Source organism: Pseudomonas sp. NPDC088429, assembly GCF_044753305.1.
GTDB classification, from domain to species: Bacteria; Pseudomonadota; Gammaproteobacteria; order Pseudomonadales; family Pseudomonadaceae; genus Aquipseudomonas; species Aquipseudomonas rustica.
On the sequence record NZ_JBIVMX010000008.1, the window covers coordinates 110,000 to 125,315 of the forward strand.

Annotated in this window: 11 protein-coding genes and 1 pseudogene; 6 read left to right on the forward strand and 6 right to left on the reverse strand. The window is 59.4% G+C overall.

Annotation, left to right across the window (positions count from 1 at the left end):
* Positions 1–191: 191 nt before the first annotated feature.
* Positions 192–1,034: a pca regulon transcriptional regulator PcaR gene (pcaR, locus tag ACIP66_RS07625; protein WP_007917109.1), complete on the reverse strand. Its 843-nt coding sequence runs from the start codon at positions 1,032–1,034 to the stop codon at positions 192–194.
* Between the two features lie 646 nt (positions 1,035–1,680).
* Here pcaR and ACIP66_RS07630 point away from each other — a divergent pair.
* Together ACIP66_RS07630 and ACIP66_RS07635 are read left to right on the forward strand one after the other, a co-directional pair.
* Positions 1,681–1,881, forward strand: coding sequence for a hypothetical protein (locus ACIP66_RS07630; RefSeq protein ID WP_053117858.1), 201 nt, complete (start codon positions 1,681–1,683; stop codon positions 1,879–1,881).
* Between the two features lie 373 nt (positions 1,882–2,254).
* Complete coding sequence (locus tag ACIP66_RS07635; protein ID WP_212550611.1) at positions 2,255–3,730, forward strand: inorganic phosphate transporter; 1,476 nt, start codon at positions 2,255–2,257, stop codon at positions 3,728–3,730.
* 1,005 nt (positions 3,731–4,735) lie between these two features.
* On the opposite strand, the gene ccoM is transcribed toward ACIP66_RS07635, so the two are convergent.
* From ccoM to ACIP66_RS07650, 3 genes are all read right to left on the reverse strand, one after another.
* Positions 4,736–4,849: a cytochrome c oxidase subunit CcoM gene (gene ccoM / locus ACIP66_RS07640; RefSeq protein ID WP_041070550.1), complete on the reverse strand. Its 114-nt coding sequence runs from the start codon at positions 4,847–4,849 to the stop codon at positions 4,736–4,738.
* 145 nt (positions 4,850–4,994) lie between these two features.
* Positions 4,995–5,156, reverse strand: a complete 162-nt coding sequence (locus tag ACIP66_RS07645; RefSeq protein WP_172680076.1) for a hypothetical protein — start codon at positions 5,154–5,156, stop codon at positions 4,995–4,997.
* Between the two features lie 135 nt (positions 5,157–5,291).
* Complete coding sequence (locus tag ACIP66_RS07650; protein ID WP_053117854.1) at positions 5,292–5,633, reverse strand: hypothetical protein; 342 nt, start codon at positions 5,631–5,633, stop codon at positions 5,292–5,294.
* A gap of 253 nt (positions 5,634–5,886) precedes the next feature.
* On the opposite strand from ACIP66_RS07650, the gene rapA reads away from it, so the two are divergent.
* Positions 5,887–8,733, forward strand: a complete 2,847-nt coding sequence (rapA, locus tag ACIP66_RS07655; protein ID WP_400646770.1) for an RNA polymerase-associated protein RapA — start codon at positions 5,887–5,889, stop codon at positions 8,731–8,733.
* A 161-nt stretch (positions 8,734–8,894) separates the two neighbouring features.
* Here the strand turns inward: rapA and ACIP66_RS07660 are convergent, their stop codons facing one another.
* The gene (locus ACIP66_RS07660; RefSeq protein ID WP_400646772.1) at positions 8,895–10,244 is read right to left on the reverse strand and encodes a spinster family MFS transporter; all 1,350 of its coding nucleotides are present in this window, start codon (positions 10,242–10,244) and stop codon (positions 8,895–8,897) included.
* A gap of 301 nt (positions 10,245–10,545) precedes the next feature.
* Between ACIP66_RS07660 and ACIP66_RS07665 the strand changes: the two genes are divergently transcribed.
* A complete protein-coding gene (locus ACIP66_RS07665) occupies positions 10,546–10,914 on the forward strand; it encodes a YkgJ family cysteine cluster protein (RefSeq protein WP_400646774.1) in 369 nt (122 codons plus the stop codon).
* Positions 10,915–11,062: 148 nt separating this feature from the next.
* The gene (locus ACIP66_RS07670; RefSeq protein ID WP_400646776.1) at positions 11,063–13,345 is read left to right on the forward strand and encodes a putative bifunctional diguanylate cyclase/phosphodiesterase; all 2,283 of its coding nucleotides are present in this window, start codon (positions 11,063–11,065) and stop codon (positions 13,343–13,345) included.
* Here the strand turns inward: ACIP66_RS07670 and ACIP66_RS07675 are convergent.
* Positions 13,236–14,132: an NAD(P)-dependent oxidoreductase gene (locus ACIP66_RS07675; protein ID WP_400646778.1), complete on the reverse strand. Its 897-nt coding sequence runs from the start codon at positions 14,130–14,132 to the stop codon at positions 13,236–13,238. The genes ACIP66_RS07670 and ACIP66_RS07675 overlap by 110 nt on opposite strands.
* Before the next feature lie 196 nt (positions 14,133–14,328).
* Between ACIP66_RS07675 and ACIP66_RS07680 the strand changes: the two are divergent.
* Positions 14,329–15,273: pseudogene (locus tag ACIP66_RS07680) on the forward strand (hypothetical protein); the annotation flags it as partial.
* Positions 15,274–15,316 lie beyond the last annotated feature (43 nt).

Below are 15,316 nucleotides of genomic sequence, written 5' to 3' on the forward strand. Positions count from 1 at the left end.
AACAGCGGTTGGAGCGGAGACAGTCGGGGAGCGTGCGCATGGTGAGTTGCCTCTTGTCATTATTATGGGAGTCGACAGTCCGGCGGGCTCATTCACAACAGCGCCGGATGACGCTGCCGCGACATTAATGATCCGGGGGTTTTAGCGTCAATTCGATAAACGCAACACTGTGCGTTTATCGAACAGCTTCATCAGGCAAACAACTGCGCGCTAAGGTCGCGGCTGGCGCTGAGCAGGCCCGGCAGAAAGCGCTGCTCAAGCTCGGTGCGACTGACGCGACCGGCGTGGGTGCTGACGTTGAGCGCCGCCACCACTTGGCCCGAAGCGTCGTAGACCGGTACGGCAATCGAGCGCAGGCCTTGTTCCAATTCCTGATCGACGATGCACCAACCTTGCTGCCGCACTTCCTGCAAACATTCGAGCAACGCGTCGGGGGTGTGGATCGTGCGGCTGGTTTTAGCCACCAGTTCAGCGTGGTCGAGGTATTCGCGCAAGGACGTGTCGTCCAGCGCTGCCAGCAGGATTCGGCCCATCGATGTGCAATACGCCGGCAGACGCCCGCCCACCGACAGATCGACCGAGATCAGCCGCTGCGTGGTCGCCGACCGCGCGATGTAAAGAATGTCGTCGCCCTCAAGCGTGGCCATGTTGCAGGCTTCGTGCAGCTGCTCGCTCATGCGGTCGAGGTACGGCTGCGCGGACACGGCCAGCGGCGTCGATGATAGATAAGCGTGGCCGAGGGTCAGCACTTTCGGCAGCAGAGAATAGGTGCGTCCGTCGGTGGTGGCGTAGCCAAGTTTGATCAAAGTGTGTAGGCAACGGCGCACCGCGGCGCGGGGAATTTCCGTGCGGTGGCTGATCTGCGCGATGGTCAGATGACGTTTGCGCTCCTGAAACGCCTGCACCACCGCCAGGCCACGGGCCAGCGACGTCATGAAATCCGGATCACCGGTCAGCGCCTGAATGCGCTTGGCCGGCGAGGCGACGATCGGCGGCGCCACGGAAGTGAAGGAGTTGCGCATTTGATCGTTCATTTATTGTCCTTTTTACCCGACACGGATCAATGGCTATACAAACGGCTCGCGGGCAGATGCACAAGCGGCGAGCCATCAACATTGGGCGATTATCGAACCGTCGACCGATAATCGCAATCGCCCTCCTCTGCTGTGGCTTGCTATTTGAGACGCCTGTGCAACTTTGCCGGGGAACTCAATCAAGATTTAGTTGATCGACTAAATGGCGCCAAAAACAGATCGCGGCGAAGTAAACGTTTGCTTGCACTTCAACTACCCGAGAAAGTTGCGATTAACAAAACAATCACACATCCCGAACCGTTTTTAACTTGGCAACGATAGTCAATCCTGAATCGACCGCTATAATGCACCTCAGTGGCACCCGTTATTCATCGAGGTGGTCACCGGCTGAGGCGATGCCAATCGCTGCCAGTCCCGGCAAGCGCCTGACGCTCATGATTGATGTAACGCTAGCGCTCGCTGAAACAGGAACTGATGCTGCGTCCGTTTTAATCTGGTGTCGTAGCCGCCTGTAACATGGAAGTCTTGATCGCCCTGCCGAAGACATCAATGCCTGTTCTGGCGTTGAGTTCTCGACGGGCCGGCTCAATCGACTCGTTGCAGTGCGATTCACCAGACATTTATCTCAACTCATACAGGTAGCACTGTGACGAAAGACGAACTGCGCGCGGAACTTGAGCGCCAGGAACAACGTTACAAGGATGTTTACGGCGGGGAAGTCACCACCTACGCCGCTCAACCAGAACCGGAACGCAAGGCATGGCGCAAACGCCCTACCGTTCAGGATCAGGTCTTCAAGCAAGAAATCGAAAAGATCGAAAAGGAACTCAAAGCCGAAGAGCCATGAGCCACGGTTTTTGAAGGCCTTGAGCATCCGTGTACGCACCGGTTACCCACGCGGTGCCGAGACGATGCCTTGCGCGCCCGCTACCCGCGGGCAGCGGCTGATTCTGCGTAGAGCCGGCTAAAGGACAGCTTCGGAAAGTTTCACAGATATTTCAGACAAGCGTTTGAGCCCTCCAAACGCGGGTAAAACGCTTGTTCCAAAAAGCCTTTTTATAGATAAATCAAAGGCTTGAAAAACCCTGCACGCCGCTTGGTTTTCATGTGCTGCAACAAATTAAATCGAAGAAGTGCGTTACCGATGAGCACTGAGGGCATCGATTTCCAGTCTTTTCTGGCATAATCGCGCCCCCTTACGACCGGGTCAGAAAACCTTCATGATCGATTTATTCAGCGGACTGGATGCTTGGGTGCTTGTGAGCCTCTTGCTCGCCCTGACGTTTGTCCTCGCCTTCGAGTTCATCAATGGATTTCATGACACCGCTAACGCGGTAGCCACTGTTATCTACACCAAAGCCATGCCGCCGCACCTGGCGGTGTTCTTTTCCGGTGTGTTCAATTTCCTCGGCGTGCTGCTGGGTGGCGTTGGCGTGGCGTATGCCATTGTCCACCTGCTGCCGGTTGAGCTGCTGATCAATGTGAACACCGGCCATGGCCTTGCGATGGTTTTCTCGTTGCTCGCAGCGGCAATCGCCTGGAACCTCGGCACCTGGTACTTCGGTATCCCGGCGTCCAGTTCCCACACCCTGATCGGCTCGATCCTCGGTGTCGGCCTGGCCAACGCGTTGATCAACGACATCCCGTTGGCCGACGGCGTTAACTGGCAGAAAGCGATCGACATCGGCGCTTCGCTGGTGTTCTCGCCGATGGCTGGCTTCCTGATTGCAGCGCTGATCCTGATCGGCCTGAAATGGTGGCGCCCGCTGTCGAAGATGCACAAGACGCCTGAACAGCGCCGCAAACTCGACGACAAAAAGCATCCGCCGTTCTGGAACCGTCTGGTTCTGGTGATCTCGGCCATGGCCGTGAGCTTCGTGCACGGTTCCAACGATGGCCAGAAAGGCATCGGCCTGATCATGCTGGTGTTGATCGGTATCGTGCCTGCGCAGTTCGTTCTCGACCTGAACAGCACCACTTACCAGATCGAACGCACCCGCGACGCGACCCTGCACCTGAGCCAGTTCTACCAGCGCAACGCCGATTCGCTGGGTGAATTCCTGGCCTTGGGCAAGAGCGTAGACGGCGACCTGCCGGAGAAATTCCGCTGCAACCCGCAGCAGACCGAACCGACTATCACCGCTCTGTTGCACACGCTTAAAGGTGTAGCGGACTACCATTCGTTGTCGTCGGATAGCCGCATCGAAGTGCGTCGCTACTTGCTGTGCCTGGACGATACCGCGAAGAAAGTCAGCAAGTTGCCGGTTCTGGATGCCCGTGAAAAGGCTGACCTCGACAAGTTGCGCAAAGACCTGACCACGACCACTGAATACGCCCCGTTCTGGGTGATTCTGGCGGTTGCACTGGCGCTGGGTCTGGGCACCATGGTTGGCTGGAAACGTGTGGTTCTGACCATTGGCGAGAAGATCGGCAAGCAGGGCATGACCTATTCGCAGGGTATGTCGGCGCAGATCACGACGGCGAGTTTGATTGGTTTGGCCAACATCTTCAGTTTGCCGGTGTCGACGACTCATGTGTTGTCTTCGGGTGTGGCGGGGACCATGGTCGCGAATAAGAGCGGCCTGCAAGGTGGGACTGTTCGCACTATTCTGTTGGCTTGGGTGTTGACCTTGCCGGCTACCGTGGCGTTGTCGGCTGGGTTGTTCTGGTTGGCTTCGAAGGCTTTGGGTAGTTGATAGATAGCGATATATGAAGAAGGCGCGATTCTTTGGGATCGCGCCTTTTTTTTGGTTCGGGGGTTGGGGTTGGGGGCATATCCGTTGCTGCGGTGATGGCTGCTGGCGGTTTCGCTCTTACAGCGAGTTACCTTTTCCAAACGCCGAAAAGGTAACCCAAAAGGCTTGGCCCCGGCGTACGGCACTTCGCTGAGGCTCAGTGTTCCCTCGCTACGGTGTCCATCCGGGGACATCGCCTACGGTTTGCTTCGCTGCACCTCCTCTCGATGTATGCGGCTGCGCCGCACGGCGCTACGCGCCTGATCCCCGGATGGACACCTACGCTCGGCCTGCCGAAGGGGCTTGAGATCAAAAGCCACGTCAAAAGCCAGATCAAGATCAAGAGCCCCTCACCCTAGCCCTCTCCCGGAGGGAGAGGGGACTGATCGGGGTGTTTGGGAGAGGTACGCCGGCTTGGGATGCCGAGTCGAATGCATATTTTGAAAAGCCCACCATCGGCTCCCTCTCCCTCGGGAGAGGGCTGGGGTGAGGGGCGAATCCAACGCAAATCAAAAAGCCGTGCGCCCCCCGCTCTTCACCACTCAATAGGCCGAGTGTCAGCTCGCCTGCTTTTGATCTTAGAGCCCGTCGGCAGGCTGAGTGGAGGGATTGATGCGGGGGTGGGAGCGCAGCGACCGTTTGGCGCAGCCAAACACAGCGAGAGGAGGTGCAGCGAAGCAAACCGTAGGCGCTGCCCCCCGGATCAATCCCGGAGCGAAGGAACCCCGAGCCCCAGCGAGCGGGCCGAACGTCAGGGCAAAGCCTTTTCGGTTACCTTTTCGGCGTCTGGAAAAGGTGACTCGCCGTAAGGGCGAAACCCTAAGCAGCCGTTACCGCAGCAACGGATATTCACAACCCCCCCCCCCAGCCTGGTCGGCCCAAAGGCCGCCAAGGCCGCCAAGGCAAAAAAAAAGGGGCAACCGAAGTCGCCCCAAAATGCCTTGCGTGCCCATCAATCCAGAAGAATCACTTCTTACGCTTATGCGCATCCTTCCAGATAAAAAATCCAAACCCTGCAAAAAACAGAACCATCAGCCCTACAGTCAGAACCCCGGCAAACACCACGTTATCGAAAAACATGACTGGCCTCCTGGCCCCTGCTTTGCTGCGATGGGACTAAATTACCAAACACACAGGCGCACAAATTGACCGGGATCAATAACCACAACGAAGGAAGAGAAAGGAGGGGAAATAACTGACCTGCATCAACAGATGCAGGGGGAGATCAACGTTTTTTCGGCTTGTTCTTCGACTTTTTCTTCGGCTTGCCCAACGGCATCGCCTGCTCAAACGCCTGACGCACTTCGTTCAGCCGCTTCTCTTTAATGTCATGCACCCGCTTGGCGCGTTCAGTGCTGAGGTCGATCAGTTTGTCGTCTTGGCTCATGGCGTTCAGAACATCGCTTCAAAGAATCACAACTGCCACATCACCGGCAGGACTGCGCCAATAATGCCGCCTGCCGTCAGCGCTGACCAGCCACCCAGCCAAACACGATCAAACCAGTCATCTAGCCAGAGCCGCTCAAATCTCGATATCGACCCACAAGCCCTGACGCGGTTGATCTTCAATCAGCGGCACCACCGGCACGGTATTGTCGGCGTTGAGCACCGTACCCGGCACGGCCAGATGCTCTTCCGGGTCTTCATCGGCCTCGCGACGGCGACGATCACGCTCCTGCTGACGGCGCTGTTCTTCGCGCGCCAGCAGTCGATCCTCTTCCGGATCACGTTTTTGCAGATCGATCGTACTTTCGTTGGAGCTTTCCTGCACCGGCACCACCGGCGGAATATCCGGCCGCTGGCGGATCGGATCCTGCTGCGAAGTGATCGGCACAGCGCTCAAGGGGAGCATCGGTGGCAACATATAGGGGTTCTCCTGTCAGCAGGCTATCGGCTAAGACAAACACGCCTTGAGCCACCCGTCGCAATTCTGTGACGCACTTGGCACCTGTAGGAGCTGCCGCAGGCTGCGATCTTTCATCGGACAGCGCAGAACTCAAGTGTTTCCAAAGATCAAAAGATCGCAGCCTTCGACAGCTCCTACGCCAGTAATCTTTGGCCCTGAAGCCCTCATTCCGTTAAGATAGCCCGCTTTTTCAAGGTGGGAGTCAGGCAGCATGGCGCAGCAGTATCAACCGGGGCAACGCTGGATCAGTGACAGCGAAGCCGAGCTGGGTTTAGGCACCGTTCTGGCACAGGACGGCCGCTTGTTGACCGTGCTCTATCCGGCCACTGGCGAAACCCGCCAGTACGCGCTACGGAATGCGCCCCTCACCCGCGTGCGATTCTCGCCGGGTGACACCATTACCCACTTCGAAGGCTGGAAGATGACCGTGCAGCAAGTCGACGATGTCGACGGGCTGATGGTTTATCACGGCCTCAACGGGCAGAACGAAGCCGTTACCCTGCCAGAAACCCAGCTGTCGAACTTCATTCAGTTCCGTCTGGCCAGCGACCGTCTGTTCGCTGGGCAGATCGACCCGCTGTCGTGGTTCTCGCTGCGTTACAACACCCTCGAACACACTAGCCGCCAGCTGCAATCTTCGCTCTGGGGCCTGGGTGGCGTGCGTGCGCAACCGATCGCGCACCAATTGCACATCGCCCGTGAAGTCGCCGACCGCATTGCGCCGCGCGTATTGCTGGCGGACGAAGTAGGTCTGGGTAAAACCATCGAAGCCGGTCTGGTGATTCATCGCCAACTGCTCTCGGGCCGCGCCAACCGCGTGCTGATCCTCGTCCCGGAAAACCTCCAGCACCAGTGGCTGGTGGAGATGCGCCGCCGCTTCAACCTGCAGGTTGCGCTGTTCGACGAAGAACGCTTTATCGAAAGCGATGCCACCAACCCGTTCGAAGACACCCAACTGGCGCTGGTCGCGCTGGAATGGCTGGTCGACGATGAGAAGGCGCAGGACGCTCTGTTCGCCGCCGGTTGGGATTTGCTGGTGGTCGACGAAGCGCACCACTTGGTCTGGCACGAAGAAAAGGCCAGTGCCGAATACTCGCTGGTCGAGCAACTCGCCGAAGTCATCCCGGGCGTGCTGCTGCTCACCGCGACTCCGGAACAACTTGGTCAGGACAGCCACTTCGCCCGTCTGCGCCTGCTCGATCCAAACCGTTTCCACGACCTGGCCGCGTTCCGTGCCGAGAGCGACAACTATCGCCCGGTGGCTGAAGCCGTTCAGGAACTGCTCGACAAGGGCCGTCTCTCGGCCAAAGCGCACAAAACCATTCAGGGTTTCCTCGGCAACGAAGGCGAAGCCCTGCTGACCGCGGTCAACGATGGCGACACCGAAGCCAGCGCCCGCCTCGTGCGCGAACTGCTTGACCGCCACGGCACTGGCCGCGTGCTGTTTCGTAACACCCGCGCCGCCGTGCAGGGTTTCCCGGAGCGCAAGCTGCACCCGTACCCGCTGCCGTGCCCGGACGAATACCTCGAACTGCCGTTGGGCGATCACGCCGAGCTGTACCCGGAAGTCAGCTTCCAGTCGCAGCCGGACGCCAGCGAAGAAGAGCGCTGGTGGAAATTCGACCCGCGCGTCGAATGGCTGATCGATCAGCTGAAAATGCTCAAGCGCACCAAAGTGCTGGTGATCTGCGCCCACGCTGAAACCGCGATGGATCTGGAAGACGCCCTGCGCGTGCGTTCCGGCATCCCGGCCACGGTGTTCCACGAAGGCATGAACATCCTTGAGCGTGACCGCGCCGCCGCGTACTTCGCCGATGAAGAGTTCGGCGCGCAAGTGCTGATCTGCTCGGAAATCGGCAGTGAAGGTCGCAACTTCCAGTTCGCTCACCACCTGGTGCTGTTCGATCTGCCGTCGCACCCGGATCTGCTTGAGCAGCGTATCGGTCGTCTCGACCGGATCGGCCAGAAGCACATCATCGAACTGCACGTGCCGTACCTGGAAACCAGCCCGCAAGAGCGCCTGTTCCAGTTGTACCACGAAGCGCTGAACGCGTTCCTCAACACCTGCCCGACCGGCAACGCCTTGCAGCATCAGTTCGGCCCGCGCCTGCTGCCGCTGCTCGAAGAAGCCGACGACAGCGAGTGGCAAGCGCTGATCGACGAAGCGCGCAGCGAGCGCGAACGTCTCGAAGCCGAGCTGCACACCGGTCGCGACCGTTTGCTGGAGCTCAACTCCGGCGGCGCTGGCGAAGGTGAAGCACTGGTCGAGGACATCCTTGAGCAAGACGATCAGTTCGCCCTGCCGATCTACATGGAAACCCTGTTCGACGCGTTCGGCATCGACAGCGAAGACCATTCGGAAAACGCCCTGATCCTCAAGCCAAGCGAGAAGATGCTCGACGCCAGCTTCCCGCTGGGCGACGACGAAGGCGTGACCATCACTAACGACCCTAACCAGGCGCTGTCGCGCGAAGACATGCAGTTCATCACCTGGGAACACCCGATGGTGCAGGGCGGCATGGATCTGGTGCTGTCCGGTTCGATGGGCAACACCGCCGTCGCGCTGATCAAAAACAAGGCGCTGAAGCCGGGCACTGTGTTGCTGGAATTGCTCTATGTCAGCGAAGTGGTGGCCCCGCGCGCACTCCAATTGGGCCGTTACCTGCCGCCGGCCGCCCTGCGCTGCCTGCTCGATGCCAATGGCAACGACTTGTCGGCTCGCGTCTCGTTTGAAACCCTGAACGATCAGCTGGAAAGCGTGCCGCGCGCCAGCGCCAACAAGTTTATCCAGGCTCAGCGCGATCAGCTGACGCCACGGATCAACGCCGGTGAAGACAAGATCACCCCGCGTCACGCCGAGCGCGTGGCCGAGGCCCGTCGCCGTCTGGCGGCCGACACCGACGAAGAACTGGCGCGCCTGACCGCGTTGCAAGCGGTCAACCCGACCGTACGTGACAGCGAACTGGTGGCGTTGCGTGAACAGCGCGAGCAAGGTCTGTCGATGCTGGACAAAGCGGCGTTGCGTTTGGAAGCGATTCGGGTGTTGGTGGCGGGTTAACCGCCCTGCTCCCCTGCTGAAACAACAAGGCCCGCAGCGATGCGGGCCGATCGTTCCCACGCTCCGCGTGGGCACGATCAAGCAAAGATCGCAGCCTTCGGCAGCTCCTACAGGAACCGCATTCCCAAGTAGGAGCTGCCGAAGGCTGCGATCTTTTGATCTTAAGCCGTCGCCACTGCAACCTCTGGCTCAACCACCGCAACCAAACCTTCCTTCATCCGCTGCGCATCGCGCACAAAACACCGCGCCGCGAGAAACAGAAACACCATCGTCAGAAACAGCGCCACCGGAATCAAATACATCGCGTCATGCAGCCCGACTGCCTTGAACGCCTCGCTCATCTGCTCAGCCCCCGCCGCCAGCATCGCCGTGTGCGCAAAGTAATCGGACAAACCACCGACCACCACCGGCCCCAAGCCACCGCCCAGCAGATACAACCCGGCAAAGAACAACGCCATCGCCGTCGCCCGCAGACGCGGTTCGACCACGTCTTGAATCGCGGTGTAAACGCAGGTGTAGAAGTTGTAGGCAAACAGCCAGCCGACACTGAATACCGCGACAAACACACCAATCTCGATGCGCCCGGAATGCAATGCCCACGCCGTGCACAGGGTCGAAATAATCAGACTGAACGCCGCGAACAACAGCCGCCCGTTGGCCACGCGCTGGTGAATCTTGTCCGCAATCCAGCCGCCCAGCGTCAAACCGATCAGTCCGGTCACGCCGACGATCACGCCAGTCGCCACGGCCGCTTCCTGCAGCGGCATGAGGAAATAGCGCTGCAGCATCGGCACCAGAAACGAGTTGCAGGCATAGGTCGCGAAGTTGAAGCACAACCCGGCCATCACCAGCCAGAGAAAGGTCGGCACGGCCAGAATCCGCCGGATCGGCTTGTCGACGCGTTCCTGCGAAACCTGCACGGTTTCCGCCGCGCCGCGCTTCGGCTCTTTAATGAAGAACATGAAGATCGCCAGGATCAGACCCGGCACCGCCGCGATAAAAAACGGCGCGCGCCAGCTGTCGAATGCCTTGACCATCGCGCCGATGGTGAAGAACGCCAGCAACAAACCCAGCGGCAGACCGAGCATGAAAATGCCCATCGCCCGCGCCCGACGGTGCGCCGGGAACAGGTCACCGATCAGCGAGTTGGCTGCCGGTGCATAACTGGCCTCACCGATGCCGATGCCCATGCGCACGATCAAAAAGCTCCAGAAGCTGCCGACCAGCCCGTTGACTGCGGTCAGCGCGCTCCACGTCGCCAGGCCCCAGCCCATCAGTTTGCGCCGTGAGCCGGTGTCGGCCATGCGCCCCAACGGCAGGCCGGCAATCGCGTAAACAAGGGTGAAAGCGGTACCGACGATGCCCAGTTGAAAGTCGCTGAGGTGCCATTCCATGCGGATTGGCTCGATGATGATCGCCGGAATGGTGCGGTCGAAGAAGTTGAACAGGTTGGCAAGGAACAGCAGGAACAGAATGCGCCAGGCATTCGCCGCTTGGGTCGAGTTCTGCATGGGTCCGTCTCTTTATTGTTATAGGGCTTCACTGCCAACGCATCCGAGCCCGGAACCTGCAATCTAGTCAGCCTGAGGGGGGCTGTCTGTGATCATTCGTCTGCCTGATATCGGGCCATGGCACTGTAACGAAACGTAAGCCCTTGATAACGCTTGAATCCCCCGAAAACCGGGGCTTTTGCGGCAAAACCTTGCCACAAAAAAATAGTTTCACGCCCCCCTTCCCAACGCCGTGGCGAAGCCTAGAATAGCCGCCGGATCCGTCCGGATCTCCCGATCAATCCCTTTGATACCCCCGTCCATGTCCGAAGTCAGTCCGTGTCTGAATTGCGGTGCCTGTTGTTCCCATTTCCGTGTGTCTTTTTTCTGGGGTGAGTGCGCTTCCTCCGGCGGCACCGTGCCCGATGAACTGGTCACGCAGATTAGCCCGAGCCGGGTGGCGATGAACGGCACCGACTGCAAATCGCCACGCTGCACGGCGCTGGAAGGCGAAGTCGGTAGCGAAGTGAAGTGCTCGATTTATGAATTGCGCTCCAGCCCCTGCCGCGAGTTCGAATCGTCGTGGGAAAATGGCGAGCAGAACATCGATTGCGACAAGGCCCGCGCACGTTTTGGCCTGCCGCCGCTGCAACCGGACTGGGCGCAAATCCCATTCGAACAGATCGCTTAGGCCTTTAGCGCCAATCGCTATGACGCTAATGCCGAAATCATTAGCGCCAATGTGCCACTACCACTTGCTCTGCGAAAACCGCCTCTATACTCCAGTCATTCGCCTGCGCTAGCCGCGCAGTAAGGACGACTCAGAGACGGGGCATGCTATGGAGTGGCTTGGTTTGCAGTTTGTTACCGAGCTGCCGGAGAGCGGGCAGGTCATTCTTAATTGCAGCCATAACCCGCTGCTGGTGCTGGTGGCCTATCTGGTCGCGTGCGCAGCAAGTTTTGCCACCCTCGACATGGCCGAACGCATCGGTCACGCGGAAGACCCGCGCTCACAGCGACTATGGCGCTGGATCGGCGCGACCTGCCTGGCCGGCGGCATCTGGGCCATGCACTTCATCGGCATGCTTGCGTTTCAGGCACCGATCGACATCCAGTACGACCTGCCCATCACCCTGTTTTCCCTGCTGATCGCCCTGCTCGCCTCGTGGCTGGCCATGCACACCCTGAGCGAATCCCAGCCCAGTCTGGTGCTCTACCTGAAAACCGCGCTCGTCATCGGCCTGGGCATTGCCGGCATGCATTACGTCGGCATGGCGGCGATGCAATCGGCCGCCACCGCGTACTACGATCCTGGACTGTTCACCCTGTCAGTGGTGATCGCCATCGGCGCCAGTTTCGCCGCTCTGTGGGTGGCAGGCTATCTGCGCGAAGGCAGCGGTTTACTTCATCAGGTACTCAAATACAGCGCCGCGCTGATTCTCGGCGCCGGCATTTTCAGCATGCATTTCACCGGGATGGCCGCCCTCAAGCTGATTTTGCCCGAGGCCAGCACGCCGACACTGACCGCCGAAACCAGCCATTTGCAATTGGGCCTGACCGTGGCCCTGATCACCTTGCTGATTCTCGGCAGTGCGATCAGCGCCGCACTCGCCGATAAAAAACTGCAACACAAGGAGCATGACCTGCGCCGGGTCAACGCCCTGCTCAGCCAACTCGACCAGGCGCGCATGTCGCTGCAGCAAGTGGCCAATTACGACGCATTGACCAACCTGATCAACCGCCGTGGCTTCAACCAGATCTTCGCCGAGAAGCTCAATCAGAAAGCCATCGAGGGCGGCATGCTCGCGGTGATGTTTCTCGACATCGACCACTTCAAACGCATCAACGACAGCCTCGGCCATGACGCCGGCGACGCGCTGTTGAAAGTCATCGCTGACCACATCAAAGGCTCGGTGCGCAGCCATGAAGACGTGGTCGCGCGGTTCGGTGGCGACGAGTTCTGCATCCTCATCGGCCTGCATGACCGCGAAGAAGCGCGCAGCATGGCCCAGCGCATCATGCAAAAAATGAAGGAGCCGATTGAGCTGGCCGGCCGGCGCATGGTGATGACCACCAGCATCGGTATCAGCCTGTTTCCGGATGACGGCACCACCTGCGAAGAACTGCTCAAACACGCGGATCTGGCCCTTTATCAATCCAAGGGCGCCGGGCGCAACGGCCTGCACTTTTTCAATTCCAACCTGAAAAACCGCGCGACTATGGAGTTGCAGCTCGAAGAAGAACTGCGTCATGCCTTGCGCGAAGAAAACGGTTTGATGCTGTATTACCAGCCGATCTTCGAACTGAAAACCGGCAAGGTCACCAAGCTTGAAGCGCTGATCCGCTGGCAGCACCCGGTCAACGGTCTGCTGACGCCGGATCGCTTCATCAGCATCGCCGAAAACAATGGCCTGATCGCCGAACTGGACAACTGGGTGCTGCGTCGGGCCTGCAAGGATTTGGGCGAACTGTCGCGCCACGGCTGCGACGAATTGAAAATCGCCTGGAACTGCTCGCCGCTGAACCTTGGCCGCGAAGAACTGGCTGACGAAATCGAAAACGCCTTACGCACTGCCGGTGTCGCGCCGGAACGGCTGGAGCTGGAAGTCACCGAGAATGCGCTGATGGGCAATATCGCCAACACCCTGGTGCTGCTGCGACAGATCCGCGCCCTCGGCGTGTCGCTGTCGATCGATGACTTCGGCACCGGCTATTCGTCGCTGGCCTATCTCAAGCGTCTGCCGCTGAATACGCTGAAGATCGACCGTTCGTTCATCATCGACATCCCCAATGCCACCGCGGACATGGAGATTGTCCAGGCGATCATCGTCATGGCGCACACCCTGCATTTGCAGGTGGTCACCGAAGGCGTGGAAACCCTGGAGCAGTACGAATTTCTCGAACGCTCGGGCTGCGATTTCATTCAGGGTTACCTGCTCAGCCGCCCGGTGCCGCTCGACGAATTACGCCCGGTGCTGGAAGAAATCAATCAGCGCAAACAGTCCCATGCGGTCAATCCGTTGATTCTGGCGCGCGGTACATTTGCACCAGCGTTGCTGGATCCTTCGCCAAAAAGCCCTGCGCCCCATGCAGGCGCATCAATTGTGCGGCCAATCCGCTGATCGGCGTGGCCGAGCCCTGCTCGCGAGAGAATTTAACCGCGGTGTCGAGATCTTTGAGCAGCGTGCGCACGTGCCATTTGATCGGCTCGAAACGGCTTTCGGCCATTTGCGGGGCGAGGATCTGCAACGGTTTCGAATCGGCAAAACCGCCGGCCAATGCCTCGGCGATCAGGCTGGCATCGACCCCGGCTTTTTCCGCCAGCGCCACCACTTCGGCAATCACCAGCGCGTTGCAGGCGACGATCATCTGATTGCAGGCCTTGGTCACCTGACCGGCGCCCACGCCGCCCATGTGCGTGACGCGCTGACCGAGGTTTAGTAGCACCGGGCGCACTCGCTGAAGATCCACTGCCTCACCACCGACCATGATTGCCAGGCTGCCTGCCTCGGCGCCGACCACGCCTCCTGACACCGGTGAGTCCAGCCAGGACATGCCGGTTTTCTGCGCCAATTCAGCGGCCATCTCGCGCGTCGCGGTCGGTTCCAGGCTGGAAAAATCCACCAGCAACTGACCGCTCTTGCCACCCTCAGCGACACCGCCCGCGCCAAAAACCACCTCACGCACCACCGCCGTATCGGCCAGGCACAGCATCACCACATCGGCGTGTGCGCACAGTTCAGCCGGGGTCGCCACTTGCCGGGCGCCGGCCTCAACCAGTGGCGCGCACTTGTCCGGGTTGCGGTTCCACACGCTCAGCGGGTAACCGGCGGCCAGCAAGCGGCGGCACATCGGCAAGCCCATCAGACCGATTCCGGCGAACCCCAACGAAGGTAGCGTTGACATCATTTAGCCTCCTTTTGATTAAAGATCGCCGAATAATGGCCGATTCATCAGCGATCAGGAAAGGATTCCCCCGAGCGACCGTCAGGCCAAGTCCCTGACGCCCGGGCCAAATTCGCGCAAACAAGACGCGAGCTCTTATTCCGTGAGGTTCGCTGACATTGGTCTGCGAACCAACCCAGTACCAGGTAAATGGCGCCCAATGACTTCTAAAAACAATACCGCCACCGCGGTCTCCGATTTGAATCCGAGCCCCGCCGCCAACAGCCCGTCATCGCCCAAACCGCTGGTTCCCTCGCGTCCGCTGTCGACCCAGCAATACCTGTACTTCACCGAAACCAATACCGACCGCATCCTCGACAACCTCGACGGCCTGCGCGACATGGTGTTCCCGCGCCCGCCGCACCTGGAAGGCGATAACGAACAGCACAACGATCAGGAATTCCCGTCGGTGTGCCTGATCGGCCTCGGTCGCTGCGGCTCGAACATCGCCCTCGACGTGGCGGAGCTGGTGTACAACGCGCGCAAGTTTTACCTCAACGAATTCAACAACGAAGATCGCCCGTCGAATGACCGACGCGCCACCGAAAAAGGCTACAGCCCGGCGCAGTGGATCAAGAACAACCTGCGCATCGGCAACAGCAAAGCGAGCAAACCGGTGTTTCTGGTCGAGCCGCTGGTAATGCTCGGCGACCTCGACAAGGACATCGCCGGGCGCATTCGCTTCTCGCGCAAGGGCGAAAAAAGCGGTTTCCTGCGCGACTACAGCAAAATGAAGATCATGGACTTGTCCGAAGTCCACGCCGGTGGCGCCGGTAACGCGCCGATCCTCGGCCAATACTTGGCGAAGATCATCCTCAACAAGGACACCCAGCGTTTCTCCAGCCCTGACTGGAAAATGATCCACTCGTACCTGATCGACAGCTGCGGCATCAAGGCCAACCAGTCACGTCTGTATTTCTCGATTTTCAGTGCCGGCGGCGGTACCGGTTCCGGCATGGCCTCGGAATTTGGTCTGGCCCAGCAGCACTCGTACATGAACAAGACGTTCGACACCAAACCGATGGACGAGCATGACGGCAAGAGCGGTCATTCGTTCGTGTTCGAACCGATCTTCACCAGCGGCAACTACGTGATGCAGAACATTTAAGATCTCAGCAGCGAAATGTCCGAGGCGATGCTAATCGTCG

Excerpts from the sequence above, each read along its gene's own strand:
- pcaR (WP_007917109.1), bottom strand. The coding sequence starts at position 1,034 with ATGAACGATCAAATGCGCAACTCCTTCACTTCCGTGGCGCCGCCGATC.
- ACIP66_RS07635 (WP_212550611.1), top strand. The coding sequence starts at position 2,255 with ATGATCGATTTATTCAGCGGACTGGATGCTTGGGTGCTTGTGAGCCTC.
- ccoM (WP_041070550.1), bottom strand. The coding sequence starts at position 4,849 with ATGTTTTTCGATAACGTGGTGTTTGCCGGGGTTCTGACTGTAGGGCTG.
- ACIP66_RS07645 (WP_172680076.1), bottom strand. The coding sequence starts at position 5,156 with ATGAGCCAAGACGACAAACTGATCGACCTCAGCACTGAACGCGCCAAG.
- ACIP66_RS07650 (WP_053117854.1), bottom strand. The coding sequence starts at position 5,633 with ATGTTGCCACCGATGCTCCCCTTGAGCGCTGTGCCGATCACTTCGCAG.
- rapA (WP_400646770.1), top strand. The coding sequence starts at position 5,887 with ATGGCGCAGCAGTATCAACCGGGGCAACGCTGGATCAGTGACAGCGAA.
- ACIP66_RS07660 (WP_400646772.1), bottom strand. The coding sequence starts at position 10,244 with ATGCAGAACTCGACCCAAGCGGCGAATGCCTGGCGCATTCTGTTCCTG.
- ACIP66_RS07665 (WP_400646774.1), top strand. The coding sequence starts at position 10,546 with ATGTCCGAAGTCAGTCCGTGTCTGAATTGCGGTGCCTGTTGTTCCCAT.
- ACIP66_RS07670 (WP_400646776.1), top strand. The coding sequence starts at position 11,063 with ATGGAGTGGCTTGGTTTGCAGTTTGTTACCGAGCTGCCGGAGAGCGGG.
- ACIP66_RS07675 (WP_400646778.1), bottom strand. The coding sequence starts at position 14,132 with ATGATGTCAACGCTACCTTCGTTGGGGTTCGCCGGAATCGGTCTGATG.